This is a genomic window from Mesorhizobium sp. M2A.F.Ca.ET.039.01.1.1, from assembly GCF_003998035.1.
Taxonomy (GTDB): domain Bacteria; phylum Pseudomonadota; class Alphaproteobacteria; order Rhizobiales; family Rhizobiaceae; genus Mesorhizobium.
Window position 1 is genome coordinate 14,914 of the sequence record NZ_RZRY01000016.1, and the last position, 16,024, is coordinate 30,937.

Here is a 16,024-nt window from a genome sequence, read left to right on the forward strand (position 1 = left end):
GCTTTGTTCGCATTGCCCGGAAGCAGACGATTCGGCGCGTGAGGAAGGATGCAGGAAGACGGCTGGCAGCCTTGCAGTATGTAAATCCGTCGGCTCGGTTGCTCCGGATTCAATTTCGCAGACTAGGAGGGGTTATCGGTTACTGCGCCAGGTAGCCACCATCTATATTCAGCTCTAAGCCTGTCACGAAAGAGGACTCGTCGCTCGCCAGATAGAGCACGCCAAATGCGATCTCCTCGGGCTTGCCCGCGCGACCCATCGGCGTCACGGCGATGATGCTGTCGTTCATCTCTTTACTCTGGCCTTCGATCAGCGGCGTCCAAATGATGCCTGGATGGACCGAGTTTACCCGGATGTTGTCCTTGGCGTAGCTGATGGCCGCATTCTTTGTCATCGTGCGCACTGCACCTTTCGCAGCCTGGTAGGGTGCTGCTCCAGCAGCGCCTGTGGTGCCCCAGATCGAAGAGAAATTCACGATAGACCCTCCGCCGTTGCGCTTCATGATGGGGACGATCTCGCGCATCCCGAAGAAGGTTCCCGTCTGGTTGACAGAGATGACGCGGTGCCAGGCTTCGGTGCTGGTGACGTCTATCTGGCCATAGTGCTCGACAATGCCGGCATTGTTCACGAGGACATCCAGACGACCGTGACGCTCGATGATCTCCGAGACGACGGAGCGCCAATCATCTTCTTTCGATACGTCGAGCCGGCGATACTGCGTGCCGGGCTGCAGTTCCACTTTCGGCGACGGCTGGACGTCGGTCAGGTAAAGCACCGCACCCTCGGCGGCGAATAGCTTTCCGATCGCCGCGCCAATACCTTGTGCTGCACCGGTCACAAGCACGACCTTGCCCTCGAGACGGCCCATTGTTCTTTCTCCCTAGTCAATGAAAGTCTTGATGCCGCCGGGTCTAGGCCGCGACTGCGATGAGAACCTTCAGATGGTCCTGGTCCGGCCGTGCCAGCGTATCGAAACCTCTGGCGATGGCATCGGCCATCGTCACTCGGCCCGTTATGATTTTTTCAGGCTGGACCTGTCCGGCAGCGATCATCTGGACGACGCGGGGGCCGATGGTGATCGGAAAGCCCCAACTCGTTGTCAGCGTCACGGCCTTGGAAACAAGCAGCCGCATGTCCACGCGGGGAGGATCAACGAAGATGCCCACCTGAACCACCGTTCCGCCGCGCCGCACAAGCCGGATACAGTCGGCCAGGGCGCGCTCGTTGCCCGCGCATTCAACAGCCACATCGACGCCCAGGCCCTCCTCGGTAGCCCCCAGCACCGCATCGGCAAAATTCGCCGAAGTGGGGTCGACGATCTCGTAACCGAGCTGGAGAGATTCCAGCCTGCGGCGGCGTGCGGGATTGGCTTCGGACACCACCACCCTTGATGCGCCGGCTGCTTTCGCGGCCATTGCCGTGAGGACGCCGATCGGACCGGCGCCGGTCACCAGAACGGTGCTGCCTGCATCGACGCCGCCCCGATCGATCGCATTGACGGCTACGGCCATCGGCTCGAAAAGCGCGCCTTGCTCGTCGCTCACGCTATCCGGCAATTTCACGATGTTGTCCTGCGGAAGGACCGCATATTCCCCCATGCCGCCATAAGCCGAAGAGAGGCCCACCAAAGCCGTCGTATCGCTGATGTGGCCGATCCCGCGGCGCACGAAATAGTCTCCCGGCTTGTTGAGATGGGGAAGGATCGCAACCCTGTCGCCCTTCGAGAAGCGGCTGACACCGCGCCCGATCCCGGTGATTCTGCCTGAGAATTCGTGGCCAAGCACGAGCGGCGCCGACGCACCGGTGAGAGGGTGCGGCCGCGTGGCCACGAATATCGGTCCGTCCAGATATTCGTGAATGTCGGTCCCGCAAATCCCGCAATGGCTGACCGCGACGATGACGTCGTTCGGCTCCGGGGCGGCGGGCGGGTCTATCTCCTCCAGCCGTAGATCGCGCGCGGCGTGAAAACGAAGGGCCTTCATGATCTATCCTCCCAGCCTGTCTCTTTTGTCGCCATGCAGCCGACGGCAGGCATGACGGCGCAAGCTGGCTCCTCCACCCAACCTGCTCGATATGACTACTATCCATGCGTAGATCGCACGGTCAACAGAAAAATAGATTTTTTGTTGACATATCTTATTTTTTGGAAAATCCTTGCCTCAACAAGCAGCACACTGTGAGCGAGGAAACGCATGCGCTTTGTAAGGTTCGAACTGGGGGGTCAACGAGGCTTGGCCGTGGAAAGGGCGGGTCGACTGCGCGGCTCGATTGCCGCTACCTCGGATCGCACGCTCGAGCTCGAGCATCTGATCGCCGCCGGCCCGGAGGAATTGTTGCGCGCGGGCCGTAAGCTCGCCGACGGCACGGAGTTTGATCCCGATGCCGTCACTTTTCTTCCGCCGCTGGCGCGGCCGCCGAAGATCATTTGCGTTGGGCTGAACTATGCCGACCATACCAAGGAGTCGCCGTACGAGCAGCCGGACTACCCAACGCTGTTCGCCCGCTTCGCCACCACGCTGGTGGGGCACAACCAGCCGATCGTGCGGCCGCTTGCCTCGACCAGCCTCGACTTCGAGGGCGAGATGGTGGTCGTGATAGGGCGGGGCGGTCGCCACATCCCGAAGTCGCGCGCCCATGACCACGTGATCGGCTATTCGATCTTCAATGAAGGATCGGTTCGCGAATACCAGTTCAAGTCACCGCAATGGACGGTGGGCAAGAATTTCGATTCCACGGGCGGCTTCGGCCCTGCGCTGGTGACTGCCGATGAAGTGCCGGCCGGTGGCAGGGGGTTGAGGCTCGAGACGCGGCTCAACGATGTGGTCGTCCAGTCGGCGACCACGAACGACATGCTCTTCGACGTCGCCACGCTCATCGAGACGATCAGCGAGGCGATTACGCTCGAAGCCGGCGATCTGATCGTCAGCGGCACCCCAGCCGGCATCGGATGGGCCCGCAACCCGCGCCTGCTGATGAAGGACGGCGACAAGTGCGAAGTCTCGATCGAGGGGCTTGGAAAGCTGGTCAATCCGATCCGCGACGAAGTTCGCCGTGAGGACATGGCCGGTAGGGCCGCCTGACGGAAAACCGGAGGCAACGCTCCGGAACACTGCATAACCAGCGTCACTGCGCCTGCGTGGCGCATGGGCGTGAAGCAACCATTGCCTGAGGGATCCATGGACACCGGACTGAAGGGAAAGACCGTGCTCATAACGGGCGCGGCAAGCGGCATAGGCAGGGCGACGGCGCTCGCATTTGCCAGGGAAGGGGCGGACCTGCGGCTCATCGATATGGACGCGACGGGCCTGAAGGAGACGGCCGCATCGGCCTCGGCGACGGGGGGCGGTATCACGCTCGCGGTCGCCGATCTATCGTCGGCGCAAGGCGTCGAACGGGGGATCGCCGAGGTGTTCCCGGCTGGGAACGGCAAACTGGATGTCCTGGTGAACAATGTCGGCATTGTCGACGCGCAGCCGTTCGATCTGCTGACCGACGCGCATTGGCAACGCACATTCGATGTAAATTTCCTCAGCAATATCCGCATGACACGCGCCTTGCTGCCCCGGCTGCGCGAAAGCCGCGGCGCGATCGTCAACAACACGTCCGATCTGGCCCGCCAGCCCGAGACCATTCCAGCCGACTATGCCGCCCTGAAGACCGCGCTGGTGAGCATCACCAAAAGCCTCGCACGCGCCGAGGCTCCCCACGTGCGGGTGAATGCGGTCGCGCCGGGGCCGGTCTGGAGCCCGCTGTGGTCCCGGCCGGGCGGGTTCGCGGACAAGCTTGCGGAGGTTCACGGCATGCCGCCGCGCCAAGCAGTCGACCATGAAATGAAACTGCGGCAACTGCCGCTTGAGCGCATGGGCGAACCCGAGGAGGTTGCCGACATCATCGTCTTCCTCGCCTCGGAACGGGCATCCTTCGTCACGTCGTCGGTTTGGGGCGTCGATGGCGGCTCGATCCGCAACCTATTCTAGGAGCAGCCGGATGAAGGCAGTCGGATTCACCAAGGCCGGGCCCGTCGACGCGCCGGATGCGCTTGTCGACGTCGAACTGTCCCGGCCGAGCGAATTGCAGGATCGCGACCTTCTGGTCGAAGTAAGGGCCATTTCGGTCAACCCGCTCGACGCCAAGCTCAGGCGCGTAGCCGACCCAGGCGGTGCGCTCAAAGTACCCGGTTACGACGCCGCCGGGATCGTCGTCGCGGCGGGCTCGAAGGTGGAAAACTTCAAGACGGGCGACGCTGTGTTCTACGCCGGCTCGGTCGTTCGCCAGGGCAGCTACGCAGAGTACCAGCTTGTGGATGAGCGGATCGCCGCGGCGATGCCGAAGAGTCTCGATTTTGCGGAGGCGGCGGCCTTGCCGCTGACCACGCTGGCAAGTTGGGAGCTTCTGTTCGACAGGCTTGGCGCCTGTCCCAAGCCGGCTTCGGACGGACGTGTCCTGCTGATTGTCGGCGGCGCCGGCGGGACCGGCTCCATGGCGATCCAGCTCGCGCGGGCCTTGACCGACTTGACGGTGATCGCGACAGCGTCGCGGCCGCAGACGGCAGACTGGTGCCGGGAGCTTGGCGCCGCCCATGTCATCGACCACCGGCAGCCTTTGAAGCCGCAGGTAGAGGCGCTGGGCTTGAAAGGTGTGGATCTCGTCATGGCCCTTGCCCAGACGCCGCGCCATCAGAGCCAGTTCGTGGATCTGGTTCAGCCGTTCGGGTCGATCGGCGTTCTCGATGATCCCGATCCGTTTCCGCTCGCGACGTTGAAAACCAAGTGCATCACCGTGCATATGCATTCAATGATGGCTCGGTCGGTTTTTCAGCGTCCGGACATGGCCGAACAGGGCGCAATTCTGCGCAAGCTGGCGCAGCTGGTCGATAAAGGGCAGGTGCGAACCACGCTGGCGAAGCGTCTCGGGCCGGCATCGGCGAGCGCGCTGATCCAGGCCCATCGCGATATCGAGGCCGGTTCGGTGAGCGGCAAGATTGTATTCGAAGGTTTTTGAGGCGCCATTGCTTCGCGCCTGGCTGCGACAAGGAGGAGATTATGGACAAGTCGTCGACGATCATGTGGGTGGGAACGGTACGGTCGCTGCCGCTGAGGGAGCAATTGCGCGCCTCGCGACTGGCAGGCTGCGATGCCATCTCAATCACGCCATGGCATTATTGCCGTTGGCTTGCCGACGGCATCACAACGAAGGACATGCTGCTCATGGCGGATGACGAGGGGGTGAAGCTGACCCAGCTCGATCCCTATTCGCGCTGGGCGACGCATTGGCTGCCCGACAATCTCGACCCGGCCGCGTTTTCCCTCGGCTTTTTCGGGTTCGACGAAGACGACTTCTTTCGCATCGGCGAGGCGCTTCGGGTCGACTCCATGAGCTGCATCATCACCTGTCCGGAAAGCCAGGTCTCGATCGATCAACTCATCGAAGGCTTTGCCAGGACCTGCGACCGCGCCGCCGGCCTTGGCTGGCGCTGCGACCTCGAATTCATCCCGTTCTGGGGCCTTCCCGACCTCGAGACCGCGTGGAAGATCATCAAGACCGCGGACCGCGACAACAGCGGCCTGGTGTTCGACTTCTGGCACTATCTGCGCGGAAAGCCAGACCCGGCGCTGCTTGATACGATCCCCGGCGACAGGATCTCCACCGTGCAGATCGCCGATGCCGACGCAACGCTGAGACCCGGCCGGTCCCTGCTGGACGACTGCATCTTCCATCGCGTGGACGCCGGCACCGGCGGCTTCCCGGTGGTCGAGCTGCTCCAGCAGCTTCACCGCATCGGCGGGCTCAATCGTTATGGGCCCGAGACCTTCTCCGGTCTCTACGACACGCTGCCGGCCGAGGAGATCGGCAACCGGAGCCGCGTCGCACTCGCAAATGTCTTCGACAAGGCGGGTATCCCACACCGTTTCGGGACAGCCGAAGCCGCCTGAGCCAGCGGAAGTTAATCAACGGCGTTGCGGGCCCATCATCGGCAGATGACGGGCTTCCCGCCACGGGCGTCCGCCGACGCGACGTTCCGCCGTGGCCGGCGGAGTAGGTGACGCCAGGAAAAGACAAGGGAGGGATTGTGATGACTGCACCGGTCGATTTCGTCTTCTGGCCCGCCTCGGCGCGGGCACACGGGTTCCGGGGGCATGTGGAAGCCGCGAGAGCAGGCGGCTTCACCGCTCTTGCCATCGCGCCTGAAACCTACCTCGACGCATTGGAGTCGGGGCTCACGCCATCCGATATGAAGGCGATGGCCGCGGATGCCGGCGCTCCGCTGCGTTACCTGGATTCGCTCACCGACTGGGCCCCCATCCGTGTGCCGGCGGAATGTTCGCCGGAGCTGCGCGCCCGCTTCGATGTCAGCACCGATCATTCGTTTCGCATGTGTGAGAAACTCGGTTTGACGTCGATCCTGGCGGTTGCCGGTTATGACAAGGGAACGGTTGAGCTCTCCCGGCTTGTCGACGGGTTCGGGCGGCTTTGCGAGCGCGCCAGGGCACAGGGATACTGGATCGATCTTGAATTCATGCCGTTCTGGGGAATGCCCAATCTTTCCGATGCCTGGGCGATCGTCAGCGGCGTCAACCCGTCCAATGCCGGCATCCTCGTCGACGTATGGCACTTTTCCAAGGGCGCATATGAGCTCGACCTGCTCAAGAGCCTGCCGGCCAGGCACCTGGCTGGAATGCAGATCGATGACGGTGTGCGGCGACAGGTGGGCAAGTCGCTCTTCGACGATACGATCAACTACCGGAATTTCCCGGGGGAGGGTGAATTCGACGTCGTGGAGATCGTCAAGATCGTCGCGGGCAAGGGCAATCTGCGCCATGTCGGCCCCGAAGTCTTCTCGCTCGAGGCCGACGCGCTGTCGGCGTCAGCGGCTGGGGAGCGCTCGGGAGATACCTCCCGCAAAGTGCTGGCCGAGGCCGGCGTGAGGCTAGCAACAGCCTGACACTTGCGCCCGGACAAAGGTCCGGGCGCTCATATTGCTATGTTGTCTTTCGTTCCGCGGCGAAGCGGCGGGCGAAATCCTCGAAGCCCGCGGGCTCGCGGCCGAGGATCATCGATGCCACCGCCGGATTGCCGCCCGGCAGACCGAAGCGGTCATAGTGCCGGCACATCGCCGCATAGATCCGAAGATAGTCCTCGGGAAAGCGGTCGCGGTTGCGGCGTCGCCATTCCGCCGGCGCATAGCGCGACGCTTGAACCGGCTTGCCCAAAAGTCCGGTCAGCACCTTCGCCATGCCGGCGTGTGAAAGCGGCTCGCCGCCAACCAGCTCATAAGTGCCTCCCATGTAGCGCTCGGTCGTGAGCACGATCGCAGCCGCCTCGGCCAGATCGTCGAGATCCACCATCGCCATGGCAAGGTCTGTCCGGTAGGGGCGCTCATAGATGCCCGCGCTTTCGATCTTCGGCCATTCGAGCGCGATGTTCTGCATATACATGGCGGGCTGGAGAATGGTGTAGGGCAGGCCCGACTCGATCAACATCTCCTCCAGCTTAAGTTTCTGCCGGTGGTGGATCATGGTTCGGCATTGCGAATGGAAGACCGAGTGAAGGACGAAATGGCTTAGACCGGCGGCGCGAGCGGCCGCGATGATATTGGCTCCCAACGCTATTTCGCGGTCATTGAAACGCGGTCCGATATGGTAGAGCCGCGCAACTCCCGAGACCGCTCCATCGAGCGAAGGGCGATCCCCGAGATCGGCGAGCGCGATCTCATGCGCGCCCGCAGCGCGAAGGCTGTCTTCTCCTGCCAGCGAGCGGGTCATGGCACGAACGCGCGCTCCGCGCGCGGCAAGCGCGGCGACCACCGCTTTGCCTGTCCGCCCCGTGGCGCCTGTGACAAGCACGGTTTCTCCTGTTCCCATGAGGGAATCCTCCCATTGGATGCGCGACCATCGACTATCACTTTTCCTATTAGATAATTTATTCAGCTTTACAAAATAGATTTTTTGAGAAAATGTATGTTGTGCGGCCGTAGAGGACGGCCCGTCGCATGAACACGATCATCGGGAGGATGAGGTGAAACTGCTGAAAAGGATTTCAGCCGCGGTAATGGCGGCTGTGGCGATCGTCGTTGGACCCTTGGCCGGCCACGACGCAATGGCTCAAGAGAAACCCAAAACCATCTATCTGGCCGTCGGGACGACCAGCAGCGAGTATTGGCAGGAAGTCATCTGGGGCGCGCAGCAGGTGGCGAGCTCCGTCGGCGCCAAGCTCGAGGTCTACGAGAGCGGGTTCGACGGCCAGAAGCACATGCAGCAACTGGGGGCGATACTCGCAGCCGGCTGCGAAGGCTGCGCGTTCGCCTGGTTTCCGGACTCGACCGCTTTCACCAAGGCATTCGTCGAGCGGGCGGAAGCTGGCGGCGCGTTCATGACGACGATGTGGAATCGTCCCGAGGAGATCCATCCATGGGATACGGCTTCCGATGCTTGGATCGCCAACATCTCCTTCGACGGTGTCGATTCCGGCTATCAGAACGGCATGGCCCTGTGCAAGGCGATTGGCGGCAAGGGCGGCATCGCGGTCCTCAAGGGGACACCGGACAATCCGCCGTCGAAGCAGCGCGAGATCGGCCTCCTGAAGGCGGTATCGGAATGTCCGGGGATGACGATCCTCGACACCCAGATCGGCAATTGGGGGCAGACGGAAGGCCAGAACATCACCCGTACGTGGATTGCGCGCTACGGGGACCAGTTGAAGGGCGTCTTCGCGCAAAATGACGGCATGGCGCTCGGCGCGGTCGCGGCGTTGCGCGAGAAGGGCTTGGCGGGCAAGGTTCCTGTCACCGGCTCCGACGGATCGAGCGACGTGCTGAAGCTGATCAAGTCCGGCGAGATGCTGTCCAGCATGCGCATCAGCTCGCAATTGCACGGAGCCGTGGCGGCAGCCCTTGCCTACGCGGTGGCCTCGGGAGACCTCAAGATCGGCGACCTGGCGCAAGCGCAGCGCGACTTCTACCTGGTGCAGACGCTTGCGACCAAGGACAATGTCGATGCGATGCTCTCGGCCCAGCCGAATCCGGCCGACTTCTCCTACGACGTGTTGAAGAAGAATTTCTGGGCCCGGTCAAAGGGCCAGATTCCAGTCGGCGTGAACTGAGCCGCATCATGACCCAGGCGCAATTGCACGCCCACGACCCCAGCGCAATGGCTTCCCCGCGTCGCGGGGAAGCCGGAACGCAGCGACGATACGGGCACATCGGGCTCGGTGTCTTGAAGTCGGCCGGCCCCATAGTGTCGCTGCTTTTGATGGTTCTGGTGTTCGCCGGCTTGACCCCGAATTTCGTTTCGACGGCCAATTTGCAGGCGATCCTGGAGTCGGCGGCGGTTCCCGCCGTGGTCGCGATCGGGATGACTTTCGTGCTGGTGCAAGGCTCGATCGACCTGTCGGCCGAGGGAGTGGCTTCGCTCGCCAACATCCTGCTTTCAATCCTGATCGCCAATAGCGTCACCGCGCATGATCTTGGCGCGGGCGCGATCGTGGTGGCGCTGGCCGCGGGTCTGGCCATCGGCGCCCTCAACGGGACACTCTATGCCTATCTGCGGATGCCGTCGCTCATCGTCACGCTTGCGATGTGGTTGATCACGCTCGGCCTGGCAGCTTTGCTCTTCCCCTCGAGGCAACCCCAGATCCTCGACAGCGGCTTTGTCGGGCTGGCCCTGCACAAACATCTGGGCCTCAGCGCGCTGGTGTACCTTGCCGTGGCGCTCGCTTTCGTCGCCTTCATCGTCGAGCGGCGCACCAAGCTTGGCCGTATTGGCTTTGCCATCGGCGCCGACGAAGCGCTTGTCCGTTTGGCCGGCGTGAACGCGAATGCCTACAAGGTCGGCGCCTTTGCCATCTGCGGATGCCTGACCGGACTGGCCGGCATCCTGACCGCGGCGCAGATCGGCGTCGGCAATCCCCTGGCGGGAGAAGGGCTGCTCTTCCCCGGTATTGCCGCTTGCGTGATCGGCGGCACGTTGCTGTCCGGCGGCCGGGGCGGCGTGCTGCATTCACTGGTCGGCGTCCTTGTTCTCGTCACGCTGCGCAACGGGCTCGTGCAGACGGGAGCCAACCCGCTGCTGCAGAAAGCCATCGAAGGAGTGGTGATCGTCGTCGCGGTCGCCGCGTCCACCTGGCACCTGCGGCGCAAGACCCGGGTGGTAAAATGAGCGCGCTGCTGTCACTGCAAAGCATCTCGAAGCGCTTTCCTGGCGTGCTCGCTCTCGACGACATCGACATGGAGCTGCGCCAGCACGAGGTTCTCGGCCTGATCGGTCAGAACGGATCGGGCAAGTCGACTTTGATGAAGATCATCGGCGGCCTTCATCAACCCAGCGCCGGGGAAATGCGTCTGCGCGGTTCGCCCGTGCGCTTCGGCTCTCCCCTGGAGGCGGCGCGAGCGGGCATTGGCCTTGTCCATCAGGAGCAGTCGCTCATCGGCAATCTCACCGTCGCCGAGAACCTTTTCATCGACAAGCCGGCCGACTTCAGCCGCTTCGGATTCTATCGGCGCAGCCGGATGAACGATGCGGCCCGTATCCAGCTGGACAAGGTCGAACTGGATGTCGCGCCGGATACGCCCGTCGACCAGCTGACCTTCGCGCAGCGCCAGATGGTCGAACTGGCCAAAGTGCTGTCGCTCGAGGAACTGGTGGAGGGCAATCTTGTCGTCCTGTTCGACGAGCCGACCTCGGTCCTGACGCCGACCGAGATCCAGGCGCTGTTCCGGCAGGTGCGGCGACTGAAGATGCGCTCATCGGTTGTCTTCATCTCGCATCGCATGGACGAGGTGCTTGCGATCTCCGACCGGGTCTATGTGCTTTCCGACGGACGCAATGTCGCCGAAAGAGTGAAGGGTGAGACCGACCCCGACGAGTTGTACGAGCTGATGGTCGGGCGCCAGCGCGCGGGTTCGGTGCTGCCACGGAGCAATCCGCCGGACAAGAACGCGCCGAAGCGGCTGGCAGTGCGTGGCCTGACAGTGCCGGGCAAAGTCGAGGATGTGACCTTCGACGTCGCGTCCGGGGAGATCGTCGGCTTGATCGGCGTCCAGGGATCCGGCGCCGAAGCGGTCTGCCGCGCGATCTTCGGCGTCGAGGACAGCCATAGCGGCCACATCGAATATGAGGGTCGGCCGGTGCGTGTCAGCTGTCCGAGTGGCGCCGTCGGCCTCGGCATAGGCTATGTCCCCGCCGAGCGTAAGGCGGAAGCGCTGATGAAAGGGATGAGTGTCTGCCAGAACATGACCGTTACCTTCGGGTCGGACTATGGCTATGGCGGGCTCTTGCTGTCGAAGCGGCGCGAACGGCGCGAGGCGGCGAATTGGGTTGAGCGGCTCAAGATCAAAACGCCATCGCTCGACCACCGTATCGACCAGCTTTCCGGCGGGAATCAGCAGAAGGCTGTGCTCAGCAAATGGCTTCTGGGTCGCTCGCTGCGGCTCCTGGTGCTCGATCATCCAACCCGCGGCCTCGATCCCGGAGCGCGCGCCGATCTTTTCAACGCGATCCGTCAATTGGCCGAAGACGGCCTGTCGATCGTCTTCGTGGGCGACACGCTGGATGAGATGGTGACGCTCTCGGACACGATCCTGGTGTTGCGGGACGGGAGGCTCAGCCACCGTTTCGACGACGTGCAGACCAAACGGCCGTCGGAGGAGGACATCGTGAGGGCGATGGTGTGAGCACGCTCCGCGACCCTCTCGATCGAGACTGCACCTGGTGGACCTGTCGGAGCCGTTCATGACCCCCGCACTCGCCCGAATGTTCCCGTCCATCCGATCCGCCGGCGACCTGCTGCGTGCTTGCGGACCGGCCATTGTCCTGGTTCTGGTGTTCGCGGCTGTAATCTGGATCGCGCCGGGCATCCTCAAATGGCGCGCGATCAATGCGCTGCTCTTCGATGCGGCGCCACTGCTGATCCTGGTCATCGGCAGCACGCTTCCGGTGCTGCTTGGCTGCATCGACCTGTCGGCGGCCGCCATGGCCTCGTTTTCAGCGGTGATCGTGGCGCTGCTTGTTCCCGAATTCGGTTCAGCCGCCGTGCCCCTGGTGCTTGTTGGAGCGGCAGGGATTGGTGCCACCCAGGGATGGCTGATCGGGCGGCTTCAGATACCTTCCTTCGTGATGACCCTCGGGACGCTTGGCCTGTTTTCCGGCCTTGGCCTTTATCTCAGCAACGCCTCGACCGTCGCCCTCGGATCTGGAGTTGCGCCGCTCGACTTTCTCGGCGGCAGGACGCACGGCATGCCCAATGCATTCCTCGCAGTGGTGGCGGTGTGGATATTCCTGTCCCTTTTGCTGCGTTTCACGCGTCTCGGCAGGGATATCTATGCCTTCGGAGCGGGCGAGCTGGCGGCCTATATGTCGGGCGTCCGGAGCGATCTGATCCGAAGCTGCGCGTTCGCCATCTCGTCGGTCTGCGCCGCCCTGGGAGGGATGATGCTCCTGTCGCAGACCCTCTACAGTGCGCCGACGATGGCCAGCAACCTGCTCTTGCCCGCGCTGGTCGGCGTGGTGGCGGGCGGGACCGCAATCTCGGGCGGGGTAGGCGGCCTTTCGGCAAGCCTGATAGGCGGGCTCACGGCAGTAATGGTCCGTGTCGGCGCTACGATCGCAGGCCTGCCGGGCGCGGCGCAGGACGTCGCCTTCGGCATCATCATCCTGGTCGCGGTCGCCGTTACGACGGATCGGACCAAGATCGGCGTGGTCAAGTGATCCGGGCGGCCGTCAAAAATCATATCTCGGGAGGATTTGATGAGACCTATGGTTCAGCGGCTGGGCTATGTCGCCCTCAACGTGGCGGATATCGAGACCGCGATAGAAGACGCTTCAACGATAGCAGGCGCCCGCGTCGTCGAACGGGAGCGAGATCGAGCCTTGCTGACCTCGAACCAGCGTCACGCTGAGCTTGTCCTGCATGCTGGCGATAGCGACAGCGTTCGATCAATCGGGCTGCAGGCCCACGATGGCGAGGCGGTCGCCGCGGTGCGCATCCGCGCCGAACAGACAGGCCTCAAAATTCTGTCCGAGCGTCCGTCGCTTGCATGCATCGAGCGTTCCGTCACGTTCGCGACCAGCGAGGGCCACGTCTTTGAGGTCCACACGCCAATGCCGCTGACGCAGCCGGTCCGTCACACGGGCCCGGGCATCCGTCCCCGCTGCCTCGATCACGTGAACCTGTCGAGCAGGAATTCGGAGGCGATCAGCCGGGAGCTCGAGGCCGTTCTGGGGCTTCGACAGTCCGAGCGGACCACCGGCCATGAAATCGTGTGGATGCGGGCGGCTGACAACCGGCACCACACGGTCGCGACCGTCAAAGGACCGAGCGGATTGCACCACTTCAGCTGGGAGTTCGCCAGCTTCGACGATTTCAAGCGCCTGGGAGACACACTTGACGCACAGGGGCGCTTCCTTGTCTGGGGACCTGGCCGCCATGGTGCCGGCGACAATCTGTTCGCCTATTACATCGACCGGTCCGGGTTCATGGTGGAATGCATCGCCGAAATGGAGGTGATCGAGGACGAGAAGCATCAGGCAAGGATTGCCGACCCGGGCGAGAACCTATCAAATCCCAAGGTCGTGAACCGCTGGGGCGCGCTGCCGCCCCGCCTTTGGATGGAACATTTCACGCCGTTCGCAGCGCCAACCGCTGCCTGAAATCGCGAGGAAAGGCCATGGATTTGCAAGACGCCGACCCTGCTGATGAGGTTCGCCGCGTCATCGAGGACCTCGAGCAGAGACGCTATTCGGCAATGCTGGCGTCCGATGTCGCGACGCTTTCGGATATTCTAGATGACGAACTGGTCTACACGCACTCCTTCGGAGAACGTGACGACAAGGCGGGGTACCTGAAAAAGGTCGAAAGTCGGTTCTTCGTCTATCATGAAATCCATCACAGCAGCGATCGCGTCATCGTGCGTGAAAGCTTGGCCGTCGTCGCCGGCACCATGCGCGCGAAGGCGACCGTTGGAACCGCGAGCCGTGAGATCGACAATTCCTGCATGGCGGTCTGGGGAAAAAGCAATGACCGGTGGCGTCTGATCGCCTATCAGCCGACACCCTTTCGGAAGTAGTTAGATCGTATCATTGACTTAAAAATATATTTTTTGTAACGATGTGTGAGGTTCGACGGAAGTGAGGACGTCGGATGCGACGGGTGGAGGATGAACAATGACGGCAATTCGCAAGCGGCAGCTTGAGGCGGGCGGCGAGGGCATTCTCGGCATCCACTCCGTCAACCATTTCGTGCTGGCCGTTCCCGACCTCAAGGAGGCCGAGCGCTTTCATCAGGCTTTCGGTCTCGACGTGGTGAACCATCGCTCGGGCTATGCGGTGCGCACGGAAGGGATCGACCACGACTGGGGCTTCTTTGTCCAAGGCTCGCGCAAGCAGCTGCAGCATCTGTCCTTCGGCGTCTTCGACGAGGATTTCCAACGCTTCAAACTGCATCTGGAGGCCAAGGGGATGGAGCTGTTGCCGCCGCCCAAGGGCTTCGAGTCCAATGGATTGTGGTTCCGCGACCACGACGGCAATCTCATCGAGCTGATCGTCGCCGCCAAGACGTCGCCCGACTTTAAGGCGCAGTCGGGGCATGCCTCAACGCCCGCCGGCGTTGTCGCCGCGCCGCTGCGCAGCAAGGCGGCGAAGGTTCGCCCGACCCGGCTTGCCCACATCCTGATCTTCACCCGTGACGTCCAGAAGGCGATCGACTTCTACACCGAGGTCCTGGGCATGGGCCTGTCCGACCGTTCGGGAGACAACATCGCATTCCTGCATGGCCGCCACGGCAGCGACCATCACATGCTTGCCTTCGTCAAATCATCGGCGCCTGGCCTGCACCATACAAGCTGGGATGTGCCGCTGATAGACAATGTCGGGCAAGGTGCGATGCAGATGGCCGACAAGGGTTTTTCCAGAGGCTGGGGACTGGGGCGGCACGTGCTGGGCTCGAATTTCTTCCACTATATCCGCGACCCTTGGGGCAGCTACGCCGAGTACTCTTGCGACATCGACTACATCCCGGCCGAGATGGATTGGGAGTCCAAGGATCACGATCCGGAGGATTCATTTTACATCTGGGGGCCGACCCCGCCGGATGACTTCGCCCGCAACTATGAGGCTGAGTAGGCGGAACGGGCTTTTCGAAACCATTGCAGCCCGTCGGCACAAAAATGGCTCCGGCCGCAAAGAACGCAGAGCGAAGGAAATTGCATGACTAGAATACTGAAGTTGGGTCGGTCCGCGGAAGCCAAGGCAACCGATGCCAGCGCCGTCCGCAGCGCGGTCGAGAGTGTTCTCATCGACGTCGAGGCCCGTGGCGACGCGGCTTTGCGGGAGCTGTCGCAGAAGTTTGACCGGTGGTCGCCGCCGTCCTTTCGTCTTTCGCAGGACGAGATCGATGGATGCGTTGACGCGCTGTCTTCCCGCCAGCTGGACGATATTCGGTTTGCGCAGGCGCAGATCCGCCGCTTTGCGGAAGTCCAGAAGGCCGCGCTCAAGGATGTCGAGGTCGAGACACTGCCCGGCGTGGTGCTCGGCCACCGCAACATTCCCATGAATTCGGTCGGCTGCTACGTGCCGGGAGGCAAGTATCCGCTTGTGGCATCCGCTCATATGGGGATCGTCACCGCCAAGGTGGCCGGCGTGAAGCGGGTTATCGCCATGACGCCGCCGTTGCAGGGAAGACCGGCCCCGGCCGTCATCGCAGCCATGGCACTGGCGGGCGCCGACGAGATTTATGTGCTGGGCGGCATCCAGGCGGTGGCCGCGATGGCGATCGGCACCGAGACGATAGCGCCGGTCGACTTCCTGGTCGGGCCGGGAAACGCCTATGTGGCCGAAGCGAAGCGGCAGCTGTTCGGCCGCGTCGGCATAGACCTGCTCGCCGGGCCGACGGAAACGCTGGTGATCGCGGACGACACGGCCGATGCGGAGCTCTGCGCCACGGATCTGCTTGGGCAGGCCGAGCATGGCCCGAACTCGCCGGCCATCCTGCTGACCACGTCGGAGCAACTTGCGACGCAAACGATGGCCGAAGT

Annotated in this window: 16 protein-coding genes; 13 read left to right on the top strand and 3 right to left on the bottom strand. The window is 62.9% G+C overall.

Going from position 1 to position 16,024, the window contains the following annotated elements:
- Positions 1 to 139: 139 nt before the first annotated feature.
- Together EOA24_RS03145 and EOA24_RS03150 are read right to left on the bottom strand one after the other, a co-directional pair.
- Positions 140 to 868: a glucose 1-dehydrogenase gene (locus EOA24_RS03145; protein ID WP_127409571.1), complete on the bottom strand. Its 729-nt coding sequence runs from the start codon at positions 866 to 868 to the stop codon at positions 140 to 142.
- Between the two features lie 43 nt (positions 869 to 911).
- Entirely contained in the window at positions 912 to 1,982 is a 1,071-nt protein-coding gene (locus EOA24_RS03150; RefSeq protein ID WP_127409572.1) for a zinc-binding dehydrogenase, read from the bottom strand.
- 255 nt (positions 1,983 to 2,237) lie between these two features.
- Here EOA24_RS03150 and EOA24_RS03155 point away from each other — a divergent pair, with 255 nt between their 5' ends.
- The 5 genes from EOA24_RS03155 to EOA24_RS03175 all read left to right on the top strand — a co-directional run bounded on the left by EOA24_RS03155 (position 2,238) and on the right by EOA24_RS03175 (position 6,943).
- On the top strand, positions 2,238 to 3,080 hold the full coding sequence (locus EOA24_RS03155; RefSeq protein ID WP_245501749.1) for a fumarylacetoacetate hydrolase family protein: 843 nt from the start codon (positions 2,238 to 2,240) through the stop codon (positions 3,078 to 3,080).
- A 96-nt stretch (positions 3,081 to 3,176) separates the two neighbouring features.
- Positions 3,177 to 3,977, top strand: a complete 801-nt coding sequence (locus tag EOA24_RS03160; RefSeq protein WP_127409574.1) for an SDR family oxidoreductase — start codon at positions 3,177 to 3,179, stop codon at positions 3,975 to 3,977.
- A gap of 10 nt (positions 3,978 to 3,987) precedes the next feature.
- Entirely contained in the window at positions 3,988 to 5,001 is a 1,014-nt protein-coding gene (locus EOA24_RS03165) for a zinc-binding alcohol dehydrogenase family protein (RefSeq protein ID WP_127409575.1), read from the top strand.
- Between the two features lie 41 nt (positions 5,002 to 5,042).
- Positions 5,043 to 5,933, top strand: a complete 891-nt coding sequence (locus tag EOA24_RS03170; protein ID WP_127409576.1) for a TIM barrel protein — start codon at positions 5,043 to 5,045, stop codon at positions 5,931 to 5,933.
- A 140-nt stretch (positions 5,934 to 6,073) separates the two neighbouring features.
- Positions 6,074 to 6,943: a TIM barrel protein gene (locus tag EOA24_RS03175; RefSeq protein ID WP_127409577.1), complete on the top strand. Its 870-nt coding sequence runs from the start codon at positions 6,074 to 6,076 to the stop codon at positions 6,941 to 6,943.
- A 37-nt stretch (positions 6,944 to 6,980) separates the two neighbouring features.
- Here the strand turns inward: EOA24_RS03175 and EOA24_RS03180 are convergent, their stop codons facing one another.
- The gene (locus tag EOA24_RS03180) at positions 6,981 to 7,844 is read right to left on the bottom strand and encodes an NmrA family NAD(P)-binding protein (protein WP_189353837.1); all 864 of its coding nucleotides are present in this window, start codon (positions 7,842 to 7,844) and stop codon (positions 6,981 to 6,983) included.
- A 172-nt stretch (positions 7,845 to 8,016) separates the two neighbouring features.
- On the opposite strand from EOA24_RS03180, the gene EOA24_RS03185 reads away from it, so the two are divergent.
- The 8 genes from EOA24_RS03185 to hisD form a co-directional block, all read left to right on the top strand.
- Entirely contained in the window at positions 8,017 to 9,099 is a 1,083-nt protein-coding gene (locus EOA24_RS03185) for a sugar ABC transporter substrate-binding protein (RefSeq protein ID WP_245501750.1), read from the top strand.
- Positions 9,100 to 9,299: 200 nt separating this feature from the next.
- On the top strand, positions 9,300 to 10,154 hold the full coding sequence (locus EOA24_RS03190) for an ABC transporter permease (RefSeq protein WP_189353839.1): 855 nt from the start codon (positions 9,300 to 9,302) through the stop codon (positions 10,152 to 10,154).
- Complete coding sequence (locus EOA24_RS03195; protein WP_127409580.1) at positions 10,151 to 11,668, top strand: sugar ABC transporter ATP-binding protein; 1,518 nt, start codon at positions 10,151 to 10,153, stop codon at positions 11,666 to 11,668. The genes EOA24_RS03190 and EOA24_RS03195 overlap by 4 nt, the downstream gene beginning before the upstream one ends.
- 58 nt (positions 11,669 to 11,726) lie before the next feature.
- Positions 11,727 to 12,701, top strand: coding sequence for an ABC transporter permease (locus EOA24_RS03200; RefSeq protein WP_127409581.1), 975 nt, complete (start codon positions 11,727 to 11,729; stop codon positions 12,699 to 12,701).
- 162 nt (positions 12,702 to 12,863) lie between these two features.
- The gene (locus EOA24_RS03205) at positions 12,864 to 13,643 is read left to right on the top strand and encodes a VOC family protein (RefSeq protein ID WP_189353842.1); all 780 of its coding nucleotides are present in this window, start codon (positions 12,864 to 12,866) and stop codon (positions 13,641 to 13,643) included.
- Between the two features lie 17 nt (positions 13,644 to 13,660).
- A complete protein-coding gene (locus EOA24_RS03210; protein ID WP_189353844.1) occupies positions 13,661 to 14,059 on the top strand; it encodes a nuclear transport factor 2 family protein in 399 nt (132 codons plus the stop codon).
- Between the two features lie 97 nt (positions 14,060 to 14,156).
- Entirely contained in the window at positions 14,157 to 15,113 is a 957-nt protein-coding gene (locus EOA24_RS03215) for a VOC family protein (protein WP_127409584.1), read from the top strand.
- Positions 15,114 to 15,197: 84 nt separating this feature from the next.
- Positions 15,198 to 16,024 (top strand): histidinol dehydrogenase (gene hisD / locus EOA24_RS03220; protein ID WP_127409585.1); only part of this gene is annotated, 827 nt, incomplete at its 3' end.